This is a genomic window from Pseudomonas sp. App30, assembly GCF_047947025.1.
Classification (GTDB): Bacteria; Pseudomonadota; Gammaproteobacteria; order Pseudomonadales; family Pseudomonadaceae; genus Aquipseudomonas.
The window spans coordinates 3,921,996-3,938,850 of sequence record NZ_CP133165.1; the positions used below are offsets into that span (position 1 = coordinate 3,921,996).

17 protein-coding genes are annotated in these 16,855 nt (G+C 64.9%); 8 read left to right on the forward strand and 9 right to left on the reverse strand.

Annotated features, from left to right (window positions below; translation table 11 throughout):
- Positions 1-154: 154 nt before the first annotated feature.
- Both RAM80_RS18360 and rsd read left to right on the forward strand, forming a co-directional pair.
- Positions 155-670 (forward strand): disulfide bond formation protein B, encoded by a 516-nt coding sequence (locus tag RAM80_RS18360; protein WP_416421885.1) that lies wholly within the window; start codon positions 155-157, stop codon positions 668-670.
- Between the two features lie 229 nt (positions 671-899).
- Positions 900-1,376: a sigma D regulator gene (gene rsd / locus RAM80_RS18365; RefSeq protein ID WP_416421886.1), complete on the forward strand. Its 477-nt coding sequence runs from the start codon at positions 900-902 to the stop codon at positions 1,374-1,376.
- A 28-nt stretch (positions 1,377-1,404) separates the two neighbouring features.
- On the opposite strand, the gene RAM80_RS18370 is transcribed toward rsd, so the two are convergent.
- Positions 1,405-2,061 carry an FKBP-type peptidyl-prolyl cis-trans isomerase gene (locus tag RAM80_RS18370; protein WP_416421887.1) on the reverse strand — a complete coding sequence of 219 codons (657 nt, stop codon included), beginning with the start codon at positions 2,059-2,061 and terminating at the stop codon, positions 1,405-1,407.
- Between the two features lie 239 nt (positions 2,062-2,300).
- Between RAM80_RS18370 and RAM80_RS18375 the strand changes: the two genes are divergently transcribed.
- On the forward strand, positions 2,301-3,224 hold the full coding sequence (locus RAM80_RS18375) for an AlgP family protein (protein ID WP_416421888.1): 924 nt from the start codon (positions 2,301-2,303) through the stop codon (positions 3,222-3,224).
- Here RAM80_RS18375 and RAM80_RS18380 read toward each other — a convergent pair.
- Positions 3,221-3,688 (reverse strand): TIGR02444 family protein, encoded by a 468-nt coding sequence (locus RAM80_RS18380; protein ID WP_416421889.1) that lies wholly within the window; start codon positions 3,686-3,688, stop codon positions 3,221-3,223. The two genes, RAM80_RS18375 and RAM80_RS18380, sit on opposite strands and share 4 nt — an antisense overlap.
- A gap of 50 nt (positions 3,689-3,738) precedes the next feature.
- Between RAM80_RS18380 and RAM80_RS18385 the strand changes: the two genes are divergently transcribed.
- The 3 genes from RAM80_RS18385 to RAM80_RS18395 all read left to right on the forward strand — a co-directional run bounded on the left by RAM80_RS18385 (position 3,739) and on the right by RAM80_RS18395 (position 6,900).
- Entirely contained in the window at positions 3,739-5,649 is a 1,911-nt protein-coding gene (locus RAM80_RS18385; RefSeq protein WP_416421890.1) for an ATP-binding cassette domain-containing protein, read from the forward strand.
- Positions 5,650-5,798: 149 nt separating this feature from the next.
- Positions 5,799-6,431, forward strand: a complete 633-nt coding sequence (locus RAM80_RS18390) for a LysE family transporter (RefSeq protein ID WP_416421891.1) — start codon at positions 5,799-5,801, stop codon at positions 6,429-6,431.
- Positions 6,432-6,447: 16 nt separating this feature from the next.
- Positions 6,448-6,900, forward strand: coding sequence for a YaiI/YqxD family protein (locus tag RAM80_RS18395; RefSeq protein ID WP_416427517.1), 453 nt, complete (start codon positions 6,448-6,450; stop codon positions 6,898-6,900).
- 122 nt (positions 6,901-7,022) lie between these two features.
- Here RAM80_RS18395 and elbB read toward each other — a convergent pair whose 3' ends face one another.
- Positions 7,023-7,682 (reverse strand): isoprenoid biosynthesis glyoxalase ElbB, encoded by a 660-nt coding sequence (elbB, locus tag RAM80_RS18400; protein WP_416421892.1) that lies wholly within the window; start codon positions 7,680-7,682, stop codon positions 7,023-7,025.
- 114 nt (positions 7,683-7,796) lie between these two features.
- Between elbB and RAM80_RS18405 the strand changes: the two genes are divergently transcribed.
- Positions 7,797-9,041 carry a sterol desaturase family protein gene (locus RAM80_RS18405; RefSeq protein ID WP_416421893.1) on the forward strand — a complete coding sequence of 415 codons (1,245 nt, stop codon included), beginning with the start codon at positions 7,797-7,799 and terminating at the stop codon, positions 9,039-9,041.
- On the opposite strand, the gene RAM80_RS18410 is transcribed toward RAM80_RS18405, so the two are convergent.
- The gene (locus tag RAM80_RS18410; RefSeq protein ID WP_416421894.1) at positions 9,042-9,626 is read right to left on the reverse strand and encodes a DedA family protein; all 585 of its coding nucleotides are present in this window, start codon (positions 9,624-9,626) and stop codon (positions 9,042-9,044) included.
- Between the two features lie 393 nt (positions 9,627-10,019).
- On the opposite strand from RAM80_RS18410, the gene ppk1 reads away from it, so the two are divergent.
- A complete protein-coding gene (gene ppk1 / locus RAM80_RS18415; RefSeq protein ID WP_416421895.1) occupies positions 10,020-12,245 on the forward strand; it encodes a polyphosphate kinase 1 in 2,226 nt (741 codons plus the stop codon).
- Here the strand turns inward: ppk1 and ppx are convergent.
- From ppx to RAM80_RS18440, 5 genes are all read right to left on the reverse strand, one after another.
- Positions 12,232-13,734, reverse strand: a complete 1,503-nt coding sequence (ppx, locus tag RAM80_RS18420; protein WP_416421896.1) for an exopolyphosphatase — start codon at positions 13,732-13,734, stop codon at positions 12,232-12,234. The genes ppk1 and ppx overlap by 14 nt on opposite strands.
- 202 nt (positions 13,735-13,936) lie before the next feature.
- Positions 13,937-14,668 (reverse strand): amino acid ABC transporter ATP-binding protein, encoded by a 732-nt coding sequence (locus RAM80_RS18425; RefSeq protein ID WP_416421897.1) that lies wholly within the window; start codon positions 14,666-14,668, stop codon positions 13,937-13,939.
- Positions 14,655-15,305 (reverse strand): amino acid ABC transporter permease, encoded by a 651-nt coding sequence (locus RAM80_RS18430; protein ID WP_416427518.1) that lies wholly within the window; start codon positions 15,303-15,305, stop codon positions 14,655-14,657. The genes RAM80_RS18425 and RAM80_RS18430 overlap by 14 nt, the downstream gene beginning before the upstream one ends.
- Positions 15,302-15,967, reverse strand: a complete 666-nt coding sequence (locus RAM80_RS18435) for an amino acid ABC transporter permease (protein ID WP_416421898.1) — start codon at positions 15,965-15,967, stop codon at positions 15,302-15,304. The genes RAM80_RS18430 and RAM80_RS18435 overlap by 4 nt, the downstream gene beginning before the upstream one ends.
- A 15-nt stretch (positions 15,968-15,982) precedes the next feature.
- Positions 15,983-16,768, reverse strand: a complete 786-nt coding sequence (locus RAM80_RS18440; RefSeq protein ID WP_416421899.1) for a transporter substrate-binding domain-containing protein — start codon at positions 16,766-16,768, stop codon at positions 15,983-15,985.
- Positions 16,769-16,855 lie beyond the last annotated feature (87 nt).

Consider the following 16,855-nt stretch of genomic DNA (forward strand, 5'->3'; position numbering starts at 1 on the left):
GCCGGCCGCTTCCCTCGACCGACTTTGCCCTGTCCCTGCGCTTCAGTCGGATTTTCCCTACACGAATAGAGAAATGTCCTTCAGGACACAGCTTGAAAGCATTCCGGGCTTTCCTCTACCGTAGTTTTCCAACTGTCGCGTAACTGGATTTGCCATGGTACTGGCTCGATCGCGCTCCTTGTTTCTGCTGGGTTTCCTGATGTCCATGGGCATCCTTGCCGCTGCCTATTACCTGCAATGGAAGATCGGGCTGGTGCCCTGTTCGTTGTGCCTGGTGCAGCGTTTCTTCATTGCCCTGCTGGCCCTTTCCTGCCTGGCAGCCTGTGTCCATGGCCCGGGCCTGCGGGGTATTCGTCGTTATCTGGTCGCGCATACGCTGCTGATCAGCGCGGCTGTCGCGGCGGCCTTGCGGCAGCTGTGGCTGCAGGCCAATGGCGAGCAGCCGAAGGTCGCCTGCCAGCCGGGGCTGGACTACCTGATGGCGACGCTGCCGTTTCCCGAGGCGCTTAAGACCCTGCTCCTGGGGACGCCGGAGTGCGCCCGCGTCAATTGGACGCTGTTGGACATGAGCGTCCCGGAATGGAGCCTGCTGGCCTTGAGCGGCTTGCTGCTGTTGACCTTGGGTGGGTGGCTGCAAGCGCTGCGCCTGGGCGCCCGTGCGCCGTCCTGACTCGGGCCGGTGCCCGGATTTCGGGGGTGGCGTGCGGGTGCGCCGGTTAAACACTTGTATGAACTTTATCGAAGGGACACTTGAAGCGGCAGACGCACGGGCATAATCTCCCAGCACGCACCATAGAAAAACAGACTGCTTTGATTGCTGCTTTTTTCCGAACGGTTCCGCATCCCAGCTGTCTTGGAATGGGCCGATGGCGGCATGACCCAAAAGGGAAGAAAAGACCATGTTGGAAAGTTGTCAGAATGCTCAGGAACGCTGGGGTGGGGTGCACAAGCTGATCGATCGCTGGCTGCAGGAGCGGCAAAAGCTGGTCGAGGCTTTCGACAAGCTTGGCGAGACGCCCGAAGCGCTGGCCGGCAACCGCAAGAAGCTCAAGGAGTTCTGTGGCGTGCTGGTGGACTATGTGTCCGCCGGGCACTTCGAGATCTACGAGCAACTGATCGCCGAGGCCAAGGCGTTCGACGATGAGCGCGGCCTCGAACTGGCCGATACGATTTTCCCGCGCATCGAGGCCATTACCCAGTTCGCGCTGGATTTCAACGACCACTGCGACAAGGGCGACTGCTCCTGCGCAACGACCTTGACCGGCAAGCTCAAGGAGCTGGGCTCAAGGCTGCACGAGCGCTTCGAGCTGGAAGACTGCCTGATCGAAGTGCTGCACAACGCGCACAAGGACGAAGCCACCGCCGTCCAGGCGTGATTTCCCGCCGGCGCTGCTGGGCGGGGCGTCAGGCGCCCACGTCGAGCAGGCTGATCTCGAACACCAGCGGGCTGTAGGGTGGAATCAGGTCGCCGGCGCCGTCGGCGCCATAGGCCTGCTGGGAAGGGATCACCACTCGCCATTTCGCCCCTTTCGGCATCTTCGACAAGGCGGTGCGCCAACCGGCGATCACCGCGTCTAGCCGGAACCACTGCGGTTGCTGGTTCTGGTCGAACACGGTGCCATCGGGCAGGGTGCCTGTATAAGTTACCTGCACGCGGCCATCGGCCGGCGGCAGCGGCCCGCTGCCAGGCGTCAATTCGCTCATCAACACTCCATCTGCCAGCTCATGCACGCCCGCCTTCGCACGTTCGGCGGCCATGAAGCGCTGTTCGGCCATCAAGGCTTTTTCCACCGGCGACGGGGCAGGTTCGGCGCTGGCCTGTTCGTCGTGTTCGCGCAGTATCTGCTCGATGCGCTCGGGCGGCAGCGCCAGGGGCTTGCCCTCGTAGGACTGCTGCAGGCCCTGCAGCAGCGCCTGGATGTCCACCCCGGGTGCTTCTTCACGCAGGCGCTCGCCCAGGCTGGCGCCAAGGCTGTAGGCCAGGTCGTGCGGGCTGGTGGGGGTGTCGGCATGGGCCAGGCCAATCAATAGCCACGGCAACAGCAGCAGGTAACGCGACATGGAGAATTTCCCTGTTCGGAGGCGGGTGATTATGCCAGTCTCGCAAGTTGCCAAGCGAAGAGATTTCAGGTCGATGACAGCAGACTTTTCCATAACTTCTACACTTGTCTCGAACTGCCCTTAACAACAACTTTGCCCAGGCATGCAACGCGGCTCGTTTGGCACTGTCAACAATGTCTAGCGGTGACACTTGCACAGGTCTAGTATGAGCCGCAATCACGTCAGCCAGGAGGTAACCCATGTCGGCTAACAAGAAGCCAGTCAATACCCCGTTGCATTTGCTCCAACAGCTATCGAGCAGCCTGCTCGAGCATTTGGAAAGCGCCTGTTCCCAGGCCCTGGCTGATGCCGAGAAACTGCTGGCCAAGTTGGAAAAACAACGTGGCAAGGCTCAGGAAAAACTGCACAAGTCACGCAGCAAACTTCAAGAAGCCGCCACCGCTGGCAAAGCCAAGGCCCAGGCCAAGGCAAAAGCGGCGGGTGCTGAACTTGAAGAACTGCTGGAAGCCCTGAAAGATCGTCAGGCCGAAACACGTAATTACATCGTGCAACTCAAGCGCGATGCGCAAGAAAGTTTGAAGTTGGCCCAAGGCGTCGGCCGTGTACATGAAGCAGCCGGCAAGGCGCTGACCCAACGTTCGGCCAAGCCTGCGGCCGCTGCTGCTGCCAAGAAAGCCCCGGCTCGCACCGCTGCCAAGCCAGCCACTGCCGCCAAGGCTGCTGCCAGCAAGCCAGCCGCTGCCAAACCGGCTGCCACCAAGGCCGCTGCCGCCAAGCCGGCTGCCAAGCCAGCTGCCGCGAAACCAGCCGCAGCCAAGCCAGCGGCGAAAACCGCTGCCGCCAAACCGGCCGCCGCCAAGGCGCCAGCCCGGGCTGCTGCCAAGCCGGCAGCTGCAAAAGCCGCCGCCAAGCCAGCCAGTGCAGCCAAGCCTGCGGCCGCGAAACCAGCCGCAGCCAAGCCTGCTGCTGCGAAGCCTGCGGCCAAGCCTGCGGCGAAACCGGCTGCCAAGGCCGCTGCGCGCCCTGCGGCGAAGAAGCCGGCAATGCCTGCAGCCAAGCCGGCAGCGGCCGCTACGCCAGCACCGGCCAGCGCGCCAACCCCGGCTGCCGCTTCGCCTGCGCCATCGAGCCCGGCCAGCAGCAGCGCGCCAAGCGCTTCTTAACCGGCGACACTCGCGGCGTGCAGCCTTTGCAGCGCGCCGCGTTGTTTCTCCCGTGCAATGGGCGGCGCCACGCCGTCCAGCCAGGCCGCCAGGTCGTCGGCGCCTTCTGCCTGCCAATCCTGGGCAAGTAGCTCGATACGTTCCAGCAACTGCCGTTCGGCTTCCAGCTCAAGGGCCTTGACCTGTTCGCGCAGCGCTTCAAGCTCCGGGTCGCTGGCCGCGGCTTCGCGCCAGTTCTGGCGCAGCTGGCGCAAGGGCCGTATGACTTCGTCATGCCAGGGCTGGCCCAGGTCGCGCAGGCGTGCCAGGCGGTCGCCGTTGCAGGCCACCCCCAGTTGCCCCAGCCACGCAGCGCCTAGCAGCAGGCACACATTGGCACCTTCGGCCTGCAATTCAAGGCAGGCTTGCTCGATGCCCAGGCGAGTGTAAAGATCCAGGGAAAAGCTCCACAGGTCAGAGTGCATAGTCCTTCTCGCGCCAGTTGTCGTCGAAGCTGGTAGACTCCGCCGCCATTATGATTCGACTTCAAAGCCTTACTTTACAGCGTGGCCCGCAGCGTCTGCTAGAAGACGCCGAGCTGACCCTGCACGCCGGTCAGAAAGCCGGCCTGATCGGTGCCAACGGCGCCGGCAAATCCACCCTGTTCGCCCTGCTGCGTGGCGAGCTCGTGCCCGATTCCGGTGACTGCCAGTTGCCGGCGGATTGGCGCATCGCTCACATGCGCCAGGAGGTCGATACACTCGACAGAGTAGCCGTTGATTACGTGCTCGACGGGGATTTGCGCCTGCGCGAGGTCCAGCAGCAGCTGGCCGCGGCCGAGGCTGCCCATGACGGCGCAGCGCAGGCCCGCCTGCACGCCGAGCTGGACAGCGCCGACGGCTACACCGCCGATGCGCGCGCGCGCAAGCTGCTGGCTGGCCTGGGCTTCACCAACGAGCAGATGGACCGCCCGGTCGGCAGCTTCTCCGGTGGCTGGCGCATGCGCCTGAACCTGGCGCAGGCGCTGATGTGCCCGTCCGACCTGCTGTTGCTCGACGAGCCCACCAACCACCTGGACCTCGACGCCATCCTGTGGCTGGAAGAGTGGCTCAAGAGCTACCCCGGCACCCTGATGCTGATTTCCCACGACCGCGACTTCCTCGACGCCGTGGTCGACCATGTGGCCCACGTGGAACAGTGCAAGCTGACCCTCTACCGTGGCGGCTACACGGCCTTCGAGCGCGCCCGCGCCGAACGCCTGGCCCAGCAGCAGCAAGCCTACGAGAAGCAGCAGGCCCAGCGCGCGCACATGGAAAAGTACATCGCCCGCTTCAAGGCCCAGGCCACCAAGGCCCGCCAGGCCCAGAGCCGGATCAAGGCGCTGGAGCGGATGGAAGAGCTGTCCGCGGCCCACGTCGATTCGCCGTTCGACTTCGTCTTCCGCGAATCGCAGAAAATCTCCAGCCCGCTGCTGGACCTGTCCGAAGGCCGCCTGGGCTATGGCGACAAGGTCATCCTGGAGAAGGTCAAGCTGCAGCTGACGCCAGGCGCGCGCATCGGCCTGCTGGGCCCCAACGGCGCCGGCAAGTCGACCCTGATCAAGAACCTCGCCGGCGAGCTGTCGCCCATCGGCGGGCGCCTGGTGCGCGGCGAAAACCTCACCGTGGGTTACTTCGCCCAGCACCAGCTCGACTCGCTGGACAGCAAGGCCAGCCCGCTGCTGCACCTGCAGCGCCTGGCGCCGACCGAGCGCGAGCAGACCCTGCGCGACTTCCTCGGCGGTTTCGACTTCCGTGGCGCGCGCATCGACGAGCCGGTGCTGAACTTCTCCGGTGGCGAAAAGGCCCGCCTGGCCCTGGCGCTGATTGCCTGGGAGCGGCCGAACCTGCTGTTGCTCGACGAACCCACCAACCACCTGGACCTGGAAATGCGCCTGGCGCTGACCATGGCCCTGCAGGAATTCAGTGGCGCGGTGCTGGTGGTCTCCCACGACCGTCACCTGCTCAAGAGCACCACCGACGACTTCCTGCTGGTGGCGGACGGCAAGGTCGAGGCCTTCGACGGCGACCTGGACGACTACACCCGCTGGCTGGCCGACTATCGCCTGCGCAACGCGCCGGTGAGCAGCACCCCGGTCAACCCGGACAAGACCGACAAGAAGGCCCAGCGCCAGGCCGCAGCAGCCCTGCGTCAGCAGTTGGCCCCGCACAAGCGCGAGGCCGACAAGCTGGAGGCTGAGCTGGGCAAGGTCCACGAGCAGCTGGCGAAAGTCGAGGCGGCGCTGGGCGACAGCGGCATCTACGAGGCCGCCCGCAAGGACGAGCTGCGAGACCAGCTGGCCCAGCAGGCCAAGCTCAAGGCCCGCGAGGCCGAGCTGGAAGAGGCCTGGATGATGGCGCTGGAAACCCTGGAAACCATGCAGGCCGAGCTCGAGGCGTTGTCGTAGGGGGCCTGGACGCGGCCTATGGCCGCTGCTACGGGTATTCGTAGCAGCGGCCATAGGCCGCGTCCGGCCCCAGAACCGATATTCTCGTGGCGTTTTCCCCCCACAAGCAGTAGGTTTACCGGTCTACTGATTTTGTTACGAGGTGCGTCATGGCGCTGCAAACCTGGCTGGCATTCTTTGCCGCCTGCTGGATCATCAGTCTTTCCCCGGGCGCTGGCGCCATCGCGTCCATGTCCTGCGGCCTGCAGTACGGTTTCGTACGCGGCTATTGGAATGCCCTGGGACTACAGCTGGGCCTGATCCTGCAGATCGCCATCATCGCCGCCGGCCTTGGCGCCGTGCTGGCCGCCTCCGCTACCGCGTTCACCCTGATCAAGTGGTTCGGCGTGTTTTACCTCGTCTACCTGGCGATCAAGCAGTGGCGCGCGCTGCCTATGGACATGTCCGCCGACTCGGCCGTGCGCCCCATCGGCAAGCCCATGAGCCTGGTGTTCCGCGGCTTCCTGGTGAACGTCAGCAACCCCAAGGCGCTGGTGTTCATGCTGGCGGTGCTGCCGCAGTTCATCAATCCCCATGCTCCGCTGGTGGCCCAGTACGTGACCATCGCAGCCACCATGATCACCGTCGACCTGCTGGTCATGGCCGGCTACACCGGCCTTGCCGCCAAGGTGCTGCGCCTGCTGCGCACGCCACGGCAGCAACAGCGGGTGAACCGCACCTTCGCCGGCCTGTTCATCGCTGCGGCCACCCTGCTGGCGACCCTGCGCCGCGCGCCGGTGTAAGATGAGCAGCCAGCCCATGCGGGTATGGATCGATGCCGACGCCTGTCCCAAGGCGGCCAAGGACCAGGTCATCAAGTTTGCCCTCAAGCGCCAGTTCGAGGTGCTGATGGTGGCCGGAGTGCCTTTGATCAAGCCGGCGTTCGCCTGCGTGAAACTCGTGGTGGTGCCGGCGGGGCCGGATGCGGCGGACGATTACCTGGTGGAGCACGCCGTGCCCGGCGAACTGGTGATCTGCAGCGACGTGCCGCTGGCCGACCGCCTGGTGAAGAAGGGCGTGGCCTGCCTGGACCCGCGCGGCAAGGAGTTCGACGAGCGCAACATGGGCGAGCGCCTGGCCGTGCGCAACCTGTTCACCGACCTGCGCGAGCAGGGGCAGGTGGGTGGCGGCCAGGCGGGGTACGGCGACAAGGACAAACAGGCGTTCGCCAACAGCCTGGACCGCATCCTCACCCGCCTGGCGCGTGCTTGAACCCTACATCGCGCCAACGCCAACCCACTGTAGCCGCTGCCGCAGGCTGCGCTGGCCCTTGTCCACCCTGGAACTCTTCAGTGCACCCAGGGGCCAGCGCAGCCTGGCGGCAGCGGCTACGATCAGGCGGTGGTGAGCTCCAGCACGCGGTCTACCAGTTTGTTGATGCCTTCCGCCGCTTCGCCGATGGTCTTCGCGCTCATGTAGGCCGGCGTGCTTACCAGCTTGCGTGCGGTGTCTTCGACGATGTCGCCGACTGCGCAGCGCTCATGGGTGCCGCCCATCTTGTCGATGGCCTTGGCGGTCTGCTCGTCGGTGCCGATGGTGCAGGTCACGCCCGGCCCGTAGATCTTCGCGGCCAGGGCCGGGGAGATGCAGATCAACCCCACCGGCTTGCCGGCTTCGGCGAAGGCTTCGGCCAGTTCCAGCAGCTGCGCGTTGACCGTGCAGCCGGCGCCCTGGGTGGCGAAGGTGGAGAGATTCTTGGCGGCGCCGAAGCCACCCGGCACGATCAGGGCGTCGAACGCATCGGCGTCGGCTTCTGCCAGGTCCTTGACCTCGCCGCGGGCGATGCGCGCCGACTCCACCAGCACGTTGCGGGTCTCGGGCATTTCCTCGCCGGTGAGGTGGTTGATGACGTGCATCTGCTGCACGTTGGGCGCGAAGCACTGCACCTGCGCACCGCGCTGGTTCAGGCGCAGCAGGGTGATGACGCTCTCGTGGATTTCCGCGCCGTCGTAGACGCCGCAGCCGGAAAGGATCACGGCAACTTTCTTGGTCATGTTGGGTTCTCTCCCGAATTCATGGCGTTAATGTCCCTTGAATTGTCACTGGCCGCCGTAGGGTTTTACCTACCACAAGCCTAATCTTGGCTGATCTTCCCACGGGTTGTCGCCATGGATCTGATCCTCTACGCCGTACCGTTTTTCTTCCTGCTGATTGCCCTGGAACTGCTGGCCGACCGTTGGCGCGGGCGTCGCAGCTACAGCCTGGCCGATGCCATCAACAGCCTCAGCACCGGCGTGTTGTCCACCACCACGGGGCTGGTCACCAAGGGCCTGGGCCTATTGACCTACGCCTTCGCCTGGCAGCACCTGGCGTTGCTGGCCCTGCCGGCCGAGCGGGCCTGGGTGTGGCTGCTGGCGTTTTTTGGGTACGACTTCTGCTACTACTGGCTGCACCGCCTGGGCCATGAGCGCAACGTACTGTGGGCCGCGCATTCGGTGCACCACCAGAGCGAGGAGTACAACCTGAGCACCGCCCTGCGCCAGACCAGCACCGGGTTTATCTTCGCCTGGCTGTTCTACCTGCCGCTGGCGCTGCTGGGCGTGCCGCCGCTGGTGTTCGCCACGGTGGCGGCGCTGAACCTGCTGTACCAGTTCTGGGTGCACACCCGCCATGTGCCGAAGCTGGGTTGGCTGGAGTGGGTGCTGGTCACGCCGTCCAATCACCGGGTGCATCACGCGCAGAACCCTCTCTACATGGATCGCAATTACGGCGGGGTGTTCATTGTCTGGGACCGTCTGTTCGGCAGCTTCCAGGAGGAAGACGAGCGCGAGCCGGTGATTTTCGGCGTGACCACGCCGCTGCGCAGCTGGAATCCCGTGTGGGCCAACCTGCAGTTTTACGCGCAGTTGTGGGCGGATGCACGGCGCACCCGGCGCTGGCGCGACAAGCTGCGGCTATGGTTCATGCCCACCGGCTGGCGCCCGGCGGATGTGGCGGCACGTTACCCCATGGGCAAGCCCGACCTGGGCCAGTTCAGCCTGTTCCACGTGCCACTGGGGGCGCGCCAGCAGGCGTACGTGGTGGCGCAGTTCGCCGTGCATGTGGCGCTGGGCAGCTACCTGCTGGCCTTTGGTGCGAGCATGCCGCTGGCGGGGCTGCTGCTGGGCTGCGCGTGGATGGGGTGGGGGTTGTTCGTGCTGGGGACGGCGCTGGAGGCGCGCCCGCAGGCCATGCGCCTGGAACTGCTGCGGTTGGGGCTGAACGTGCCGATGGTGGCGCTGGCGGCGCCCTGGGGGCTGTTGCCGGCCAGTGCCTGGGCCTGGCCGGCCTTGCTGGTGTACAGCGTGGCCAGCCTGGGCGGGCTGGCCTGGCAGCGCGGGGCGGGCCTCAGGCTGGGCGCCGCGGCGCGTTGATTACTCGGCTTCCTGGGCGGCCAGCTTGCGGGCCACGCGTGCCGCCTTGATGCGCCGGCGTAGCCACAGCAGGCCACCCAGCACCAGCAGGCCGCCCAGCACCCACAGTTCGTATTTCTTGATGTTGCCCAGCAACCCTTCGAGGATGGCGCCGAAGTGGTAGGCTGCCAGGGCCAGCACCGTGGCCCACACGGCGGCGCCGATGCCATTGAGCAGCAGGTAGCGCCGTGGCGGGTAGCCGGACAGGCCGATGGCCACCGGCATGACCGTGCGCAGGCCGTACACGAAGCGGAAGCTCAGCACCCAGATGTCGGGGTGCTTGCGAATGTGTTCCAGCGCCCGGTCGCCCATGAGCTGCCAGCGCGGCTTGCGCGCGAGCAACTTGCGCCCATGCTTGCGCCCCAGGAAGTACCAGAGCTGGTCGCCGGCGTAGCTGCCGAAGAAGGCAACCACCACGACCAGGTTGATATCCATGTATCCGCGGAACGCAAGAAACCCGGCGAGGACCAGAATCGTCTCGCCTTCGAAAAACGTACCAAGAAAGAGGGCCAGGTAGCCGAAATCCTGCAGAAATTGTTGGAGCATTGTCTGGATGCTGGCGAAATGAACGCGCAGCCTAACCCGTCGCGGCCATTCGGGAAAGTGTCGAAATGTGTCTCGACGTGAACAGCGGGCAGAATGACAATGTCGGAGGCTATCTGTATGGCGTTGACGCAAGATTGTCATGCAACCGTCATAATGGCCGCTTATAACTGTCGCGCCGGCCCGCACGCGTGGGCCCAGGAGTTTGCCGTGAGCCGTGCCCGCGCCCTGCGCCTGCCCTCCCGCCACCGTCAGTGTGATGAGTTGGCGTCCCGCCTCGTCAGTGTCTATAGCCACGCTGCCGACGATACGATCGTGCCAGATGCTGCCTCACCTGATTGCAAACCGTGCCGCTCAACTGAATGAGAGGGCAATTGAGCCCTTCAGGAACGCTAGATGAATAACGAAGCACTTCACGAAACTGCCGTGAAAGAAGCACAGCCCGTGCTTGAGCAGATCATCGAAACGCCACCGGCCATGGAACCGGTCGAAGAGCCCGTGGCCGACGCCACGCCTGCCAGCGCCCCGGCGCCGGTGGCCGTGCCGGGCCTGGATGACAGCAGCCTGTACATCCACCGCGAGCTTTCCCAGTTGCAGTTCAATATCCGCGTGCTGGAACAGGCACTGGATGAGTCCTACCCGCTGCTGGAACGCCTCAAGTTCCTGCTGATCTTCTCCAGCAACCTCGACGAGTTCTTCGAGATTCGCGTGGCGGGCCTGAAGAAACAGATCACCTTCGCCCGTGAACAGGCTGGCGCCGACGGCCTGCAGCCGCACCAGGCGCTGGCACGCATCAGCGAGCTGGTGCACGGCCACGTGGACCGCCAGTACGCGATCCTCAACGACATCCTGCTGCCGGAGCTGGAAAAGCACCAGGTGCGCTTCATCCGCCGCCGCAACTGGACCACCAAGCTCAAGACCTGGGTGCGCCGCTACTTCCGCGACGAAATCGCGCCGATCATCACCCCCATCGGCCTCGACCCCACGCACCCGTTCCCGTTGCTGGTGAACAAGAGCCTGAACTTCATCGTCGAGCTGGAAGGCATCGACGCCTTCGGCCGCGACTCGGGCCTGGCCATCATCCCGGCGCCGCGCCTGCTGCCACGCGTCATCCGCGTGCCGGAAGAAGTGTCGGGCACCGGCGACAACTTCGTGTTCCTGTCGTCGATGATCCACGCCCACGCCGATGACCTGTTCCAGGGCATGAAGGTGAAGGGCTGCTACCAGTTCCGCCTGACCCGTAACGCCGACCTTGCGCTGGACTCCGAAGACGTCGAAGACCTGGCCCGCGCCCTGCGCGGCGAGCTGTTCTCGCGCCGCTACGGCGATGCCGTGCGCCTGGAAGTGGCCGATACCTGCCCCAAACACCTGTCCGACTACCTGCTCAAGCAGTTCAGCCTGTCGGAGTCGGAGCTGTACCAGGTCAACGGCCCGGTCAACCTCACGCGCCTGTTCAGCATCACCGGCCTGGACAGCCACCCGGAGCTGCAATACAAGCCGTTTACCCCGGCCATTCCCAAGCTGCTGCAGAACAGCGAGAACATCTTCAGCGTGATCAGCAAGCAGGACATCCTGCTGTTGCACCCGTTCGAGTCGTTCACCCCCGTGGTCGACCTGCTGCGCCAGGCCGCCAAGGACCCGCACGTGCTGGCCGTGCGCCAGACCCTGTACCGCAGCGGCGCCAACTCGGAAATCGTCGATGCGCTGGTGGACGCCGCGCGTAACGGCAAGGAAGTGACCGCAGTCATCGAACTGCGCGCCCGTTTCGACGAAGAGTCCAACCTGCAAATGGCCAGCCGCCTGCAGGCCGCCGGCGCGGTGGTGATCTACGGCGTGGTGGGCTTCAAGACCCACGCCAAGATGATGCTGATCCTGCGCCGCGAAGCCGGCGAGATCGTGCGCTACGCCCACCTGGGCACCGGCAACTACCACGCCGGCAACGCGCGCCTGTACACCGACTACAGCCTGCTGACCTCCGACGACGCCTTGTGCGAAGACGTGGGCAAGCTGTTCAGCCAGCTGATCGGCATGGGCAAGACCCTGCGCATGAAGAAGCTTTTGCACGCGCCGTTCACGCTGAAGAAGGGCATGCTCGACATGATTGCCCGCGAGACCCAGTTCGCCCTGGAAGGCAAGCCGGCGCACATCATCGCCAAGTTCAACTCGCTGACCGACCCCAAGGTCATCCGCGCGCTGTACAAGGCCAGCCAGTCGGGCGTGCGCATCGACCTGGTGGTGCGTGGCATGTGCTGCCTGCGCCCAGGCATTGCCGGGGTGTCGCACAACATTCAGGTACGCTCGATCATCGGCCGCTTCCTGGAGCACACCCGGGTGTTCTACTTCCTCAACGGGGGCGAAGAGCAGATGTTCCTCTCCAGCGCCGACTGGATGGAGCGCAACCTGGATAAACGCGTGGAGACGTGCTTCCCGGTAGAGGGCAAGAAACTGATCCTGCGGGTGAAGAAGGAGCTGGAAAGCTACCTGACCGACAACACCCACTCGTGGATCCTGCAGCCGGACGGCCGCTACGTGCGTAGCTCGCCAACCGGCAACCAGAACCCGCGCAGCGCCCAGGACACTCTGCTCGAGCGCCTGAGCATCCCGATTCTTACCGTACGGTAAGAATCACGCCGACCCGGGTCAGCCACTCCGCTTCCAGCGCGAAGTCGGCCTGGGTCAGCTGGTTCTCTTCCAGCCAGCCAGCCGGGAATTCCACTTCCAGGCTGTCCTGGCCGGCATATAGCTTCACGGTCGGCATTTCCTGGGTACCACGGATGTGGTGGAACAGGATCGCGAAGCGCAGCAGCACGCACAGGCGAATCAGCTTGATGCCGTCGTCGCCGAACTCGGCGAACTTGTCCTTGGGAATATTGCGCCGGTGGCCACGCACCAGCAGGGCCAGCATTTGCTGGTCTTCGCGGGAGAAGCCGGCCAGGTCCGAGTGCTCGATCAGGTAGGCGCCGTGCTTGTGGTAGTGATAGTGGGCGATGTCCAGGCCCACTTCGTGCACTTTCGCCGCCCAACCCAGCAGTTCACGCCATACGCCATCTTCCAGGCCCCAGTCCTCGGCCACCTGGTCGAAGGCGTGCAGCGCCTTGCGTTCCACTCGTTCGGCCTGGTCCAGGTCGACGTGGTAGCGTTCCATCAGCGAGCCCAGGGTGCGCTCGCGCACGTCTTCATGGTGGTGACGGCCCAGCAGGTCGTACAGCACGCCTTCGCGCAGGGCGCCTTCGCAGTGGTCCATGCGTTGCAGTTCCAGGGCGTCGAAGATAGCCTCCAGGATCGCCAGGCCCGCCGGGAAGATCGAACGGCGGTCGGGCTTGATGCCGTCGAAGTCGATCTTGTCGACGTCGCCCAGCTTGAACAGCTTGCGCTTGAGCCAGCTCAGGCCCTCGGCATTGACCTCGCCGGTGCCATGGCCGCCCGCCTTCAGGGCCACGCCGATGGCGCGAATGGTGCCCGAGGAGCCGATGGCCTCGTCCCAGGTCAGGCGGTGCAGGGCATTCTCGATGCTCATGATTTCCAGCCGCGCGGCGGTGTAGGCCTGGGCGTAGCGCGCCGGGGTGATCTTGCCGTCCTTGAAGTAGCGCTGGGTGAAGCTCACGCAGCCCATCTGCAGGCTTTCGCGCAGCAGCGGCTCGAAGCGCTGGCCAATGATGAACTCGGTGCTGCCGCCGCCGATGTCGGCTACCAGGCGCTTGCCGGGGGTATCGGCCAGGGTATGCGAGACGCCCAGGTAGATCAGGCGGGCTTCTTCACGGCCGGAGATGACTTCCACCGGGTGGCCAAGGATTTCCTCGGCGCGGCGGATGAATTCGCCGCGGTTGCGCGCCTCGCGCAGGGCGTTGGTGCCCACGATCCGCACGGCGCCCAGGGGCAGGCCGTTGATCAGCTGGGAAAAGCGCTTGAGGCAGTCGAGGCCGCGCTGCATGGACTCTTCGTCGAGGTTGCGCTGTTCGTCGATGCCGGCTGCCAGCTGAACCTTCTCCCCCAGGCGCTCGAGAATGCGGATTTCATTATGGTGGGCCTTGGCCACTACCATGTGAAAGCTGTTCGAGCCCAGATCGATGGCGGCGATCAGGGAAAGGTTCTTGGGGGTGGCTTGCGGCATGGTCTGAGAATCCCGGTCGATAACCCTGCCATCGTGCCACGAACCAACCCTGCCGCCAACGCGTTTGCAGAGGATGCCCGCCGATACGTAGCTGCAACTGTATTGTGGGAGCTGGCTTGCCAGCGAGCTTTTATGGCCCCAACAGCTCGCTGGCAAGCCAGCTCCCACAGGATGTAGCAGCGGCCGCGGGGGGGGTGTCGGGTCAGGCGTGCTGCATGCCGATGAAGTTGGCCAGTTCCGGGGTCTGCGGTTCGGCGAACAGCTGCTTGGGGTGGCCCACCTCGTGCACCTTGCCCTGGTGCATGAACACCAGCTTGTCGCCCACTTCGCGGGCGAAGCGCATTTCGTGGGTGACCATGATCAGCGTCATGCCGTCCTGGGCCAGTTGGCGCACCACGCTGAGCACCTCGTTGACCAGTTCGGGGTCCAGCGCCGAAGTGATCTCGTCGCACAGCAGCACCTTGGGCGACATGGCCAGGGCGCGGGCGATGGCCACGCGCTGCTGCTGGCCGCCCGACAGGCGGTCGGGGAAGGCGTCGAACTTGTCGCCCAGGCCCACCCGTTCGAGCATCTGCCGGGCCAGCGCCGCGGCCTTGGCCTTGGGCACCTTCTGCACCACCTGCGGCGCCAGCATCACGTTCTCGCCCACGCTCAGGTGCGGGAACAGGTTGAACTGCTGGAACACCATGCCGACCTTCTGGCGCAGGCTGCGCAAATCGGCGCGGGCGGCGTCCAGGTATTCGCCGTCCACCTCGATGACGCCGTCGTTGATCGACTCCAGGCCGTTGAGGGTGCGCAGCAGGGTGCTCTTGCCCGAGCCGCTGCGGCCGATGATGGCCACTACCTGGCCTTCTTCCACGGTCAGGTCGATGCCCTTGAGCACGTGGTGGTCGCCGTAGTATTTGTGCAGGGCGGAAATTCTAAGCAGTGGCATGCAGTCTCCTTTCCAGGTAGCGGGCGCTGAGCGACAGCGGGTAGCACAGGGCGAAATAGCCCAGCGCAACCAGGCCGTAGACGGTGAAGGGTTCGAAGGTGGCGTTGGCGAGCATGCCGCCGGTCTTGGTCAATTCGGTGAAGCCGATGATCGAGGTGACGGCGGTGCCTTTCACCACCTGCACCGAGAAGCCCACGGTGGGCGCCACGGCAATGCGCAGGGCCTGCGGCAGGATCACATGGCGCAGCTGTTCATAAGGCGTCATGGCCAGGCTGGCGGAGGCCTCCCACTGGCCGTTGCCGATGGATTCCACGCAGCCACGCCAGATCTCGGCCAGGTAGGCGCTGGTGAACAGTGTCAGGGCCAGGGCGGCGGCCACCCAGGGCGAAATATCGATGCCCAGCAGCGCCACGCCGAAGAACACCAGGAACAGTTGCATCAGCAGCGGCGTGCCCTGGAACAGTTCGATATAGCCGCGCGCAAGCCCGCGAGGCAGGGCCTTGTCGCTGATGCGCATCGTCATCACCAGCAGCCCGATCAGCCCGCCACCGATGAACGCCACCAGGCTCAGGGCCAGGGTCCACTGCAGGCCGGTGAGCAGGTTGCGCACGATGTCCCATAAGGTGAAATCCATCAGCGACTCCTTGCAAGGTAACGGCGGCCCAGCCAATTGAGCAGGGCGCGGATCAGCATGGCCATGGCCAGGTACACCAGGGTGGTCAGCAGGTAGGTCTCGAAGGCGCGGAAATTGCGCGACTGAATGAAGTTGGCGTAGAAGCTCAGCTCCTGGGTGGCGATCTGCGAGCACACCGCCGAACCCAGCATGACGATGATGATCTGGCTGCTCAGGGCCGGCCACACCTTGCCCAGCGCCGGCACCAGCACCACGTGGCGAAACGCCTCGGCGCGGCTCATGGCCAGCGCGGCGGCGGCCTCCAGTTGGCCGCGGGGAATGGCCTGGATGCCGGCGCGGATGATTTCCGTGCTGTAGGCGCCCAGGTTCACCACCATGGCCAGCACCGCCGCCTGCCATTCGCTGATCTGCACGCCCAGGGACGGCAGGCCGAAGAAGATGAAGAACAATTGCACCAGGAACGGCGTGTTGCGGATCAGTTCCACGTACACGCCGAACAGGCGGGCGAACGGCTGGATCTTCCAGGCCCGCACCACCCCGCCCACGATCCCCAGGCTGACGCCCAGCAGGGCGCCGATGGCCGTCAGTTCCAGGGTGAACAGCGCGCCCTTGAGCAGCAGGTCGGTGTTGGCCAGCACGGGTGCAAAGTCGAAGTGGTAAGCCATATAAGGTCTGCTACCTCAGAGGTCGGCGGGCAGTGGCTGCTTCAGCCAGGTCTGCGAATTCTTTTCCAGGGCGCCGTCCTGTTTCGCCGCGGCAATGATCTCGTTGACCTTGGCCAGCAGCTGCGGCTCGTCCTTGTTCAGGCCCACGTACACCGGCGAATCCTTGAGCTTCACCTTCAGCGCCGGGATGCGCTTGGGGTTGCGCTCGCTGATGGCCACCATCACCACGTTGCCGCTGGCGATCAGGTCCACCTGGTTGGCCAGGTAGGCGGCGATGGTCGAGTTGTTGTCCTCGAAGCGCTTGATGGTCACACCCTCGGGGGCGACCTTGGTCAGCTCGATGTCTTCGATGGCGCCGCGGGTGACGCTGATGGTCTTGCCCTTGAGGTCGTCGAGGCTGGCGATGGGCGCGTCGGGCGGGCCGAACACCGCGAGGTAGAAGGGCGCGTAGGCGCTGGAGAAGTCGATGACCTTCTCGCGGTCGGGGTTCTTGCCCAGGCTGGAGATCACCAGGTCGACCTTGCCGGTGGTGAGGTAGGGGATGCGGTTGGTGCTGTTGACCGGGGTCAGTTCCAGCTTGACCTTGAGGCGGTCGGCAATCAGCTGCGCGGTGTCGATGTCCAGGCCGCGCGGCTTCATGTCCGGGCCAATCGAGCCGAAGGGCGGGAAGTCCTGGGGCACAGCGACTTTCAGGGTGCCGCGCTTGACCACGTCCTCCAGGCCGTCGGCGTGGGCGGGGGCCTGGCAAAGCATCAGGCTGGCGAACAGAGCGGTGAGCAGGGCGGTACAGCGCTGGATCATGGCACGGTCTCCGAAAGTGAGTGCCAAGCCCAGTGCACAGCCCATGCCAGGAACGCCGAAGCCCCTGGCCACGGGCTTTTGGTTGGT

Coding starts and splice junctions, on each gene's coding strand:
- RAM80_RS18360 (WP_416421885.1), top strand. CDS start 155: ATGGTACTGGCTCGATCGCGCTCCTTGTTTCTGCTGGGTTTCCTGATG.
- rsd (WP_416421886.1), top strand. CDS start 900: ATGTTGGAAAGTTGTCAGAATGCTCAGGAACGCTGGGGTGGGGTGCAC.
- RAM80_RS18370 (WP_416421887.1), bottom strand. CDS start 2,061: ATGTCGCGTTACCTGCTGCTGTTGCCGTGGCTATTGATTGGCCTGGCC.
- RAM80_RS18375 (WP_416421888.1), top strand. CDS start 2,301: ATGTCGGCTAACAAGAAGCCAGTCAATACCCCGTTGCATTTGCTCCAA.
- RAM80_RS18380 (WP_416421889.1), bottom strand. CDS start 3,688: ATGCACTCTGACCTGTGGAGCTTTTCCCTGGATCTTTACACTCGCCTG.
- RAM80_RS18385 (WP_416421890.1), top strand. CDS start 3,739: ATGATTCGACTTCAAAGCCTTACTTTACAGCGTGGCCCGCAGCGTCTG.
- RAM80_RS18390 (WP_416421891.1), top strand. CDS start 5,799: ATGGCGCTGCAAACCTGGCTGGCATTCTTTGCCGCCTGCTGGATCATC.
- RAM80_RS18395 (WP_416427517.1), top strand. CDS start 6,448: ATGCGGGTATGGATCGATGCCGACGCCTGTCCCAAGGCGGCCAAGGAC.
- elbB (WP_416421892.1), bottom strand. CDS start 7,682: ATGACCAAGAAAGTTGCCGTGATCCTTTCCGGCTGCGGCGTCTACGAC.
- RAM80_RS18405 (WP_416421893.1), top strand. CDS start 7,797: ATGGATCTGATCCTCTACGCCGTACCGTTTTTCTTCCTGCTGATTGCC.
- RAM80_RS18410 (WP_416421894.1), bottom strand. CDS start 9,626: ATGCTCCAACAATTTCTGCAGGATTTCGGCTACCTGGCCCTCTTTCTT.
- ppk1 (WP_416421895.1), top strand. CDS start 10,020: ATGAATAACGAAGCACTTCACGAAACTGCCGTGAAAGAAGCACAGCCC.
- ppx (WP_416421896.1), bottom strand. CDS start 13,734: ATGCCGCAAGCCACCCCCAAGAACCTTTCCCTGATCGCCGCCATCGAT.
- RAM80_RS18425 (WP_416421897.1), bottom strand. CDS start 14,668: ATGCCACTGCTTAGAATTTCCGCCCTGCACAAATACTACGGCGACCAC.
- RAM80_RS18435 (WP_416421898.1), bottom strand. CDS start 15,967: ATGGCTTACCACTTCGACTTTGCACCCGTGCTGGCCAACACCGACCTG.
- RAM80_RS18440 (WP_416421899.1), bottom strand. CDS start 16,768: ATGATCCAGCGCTGTACCGCCCTGCTCACCGCTCTGTTCGCCAGCCTG.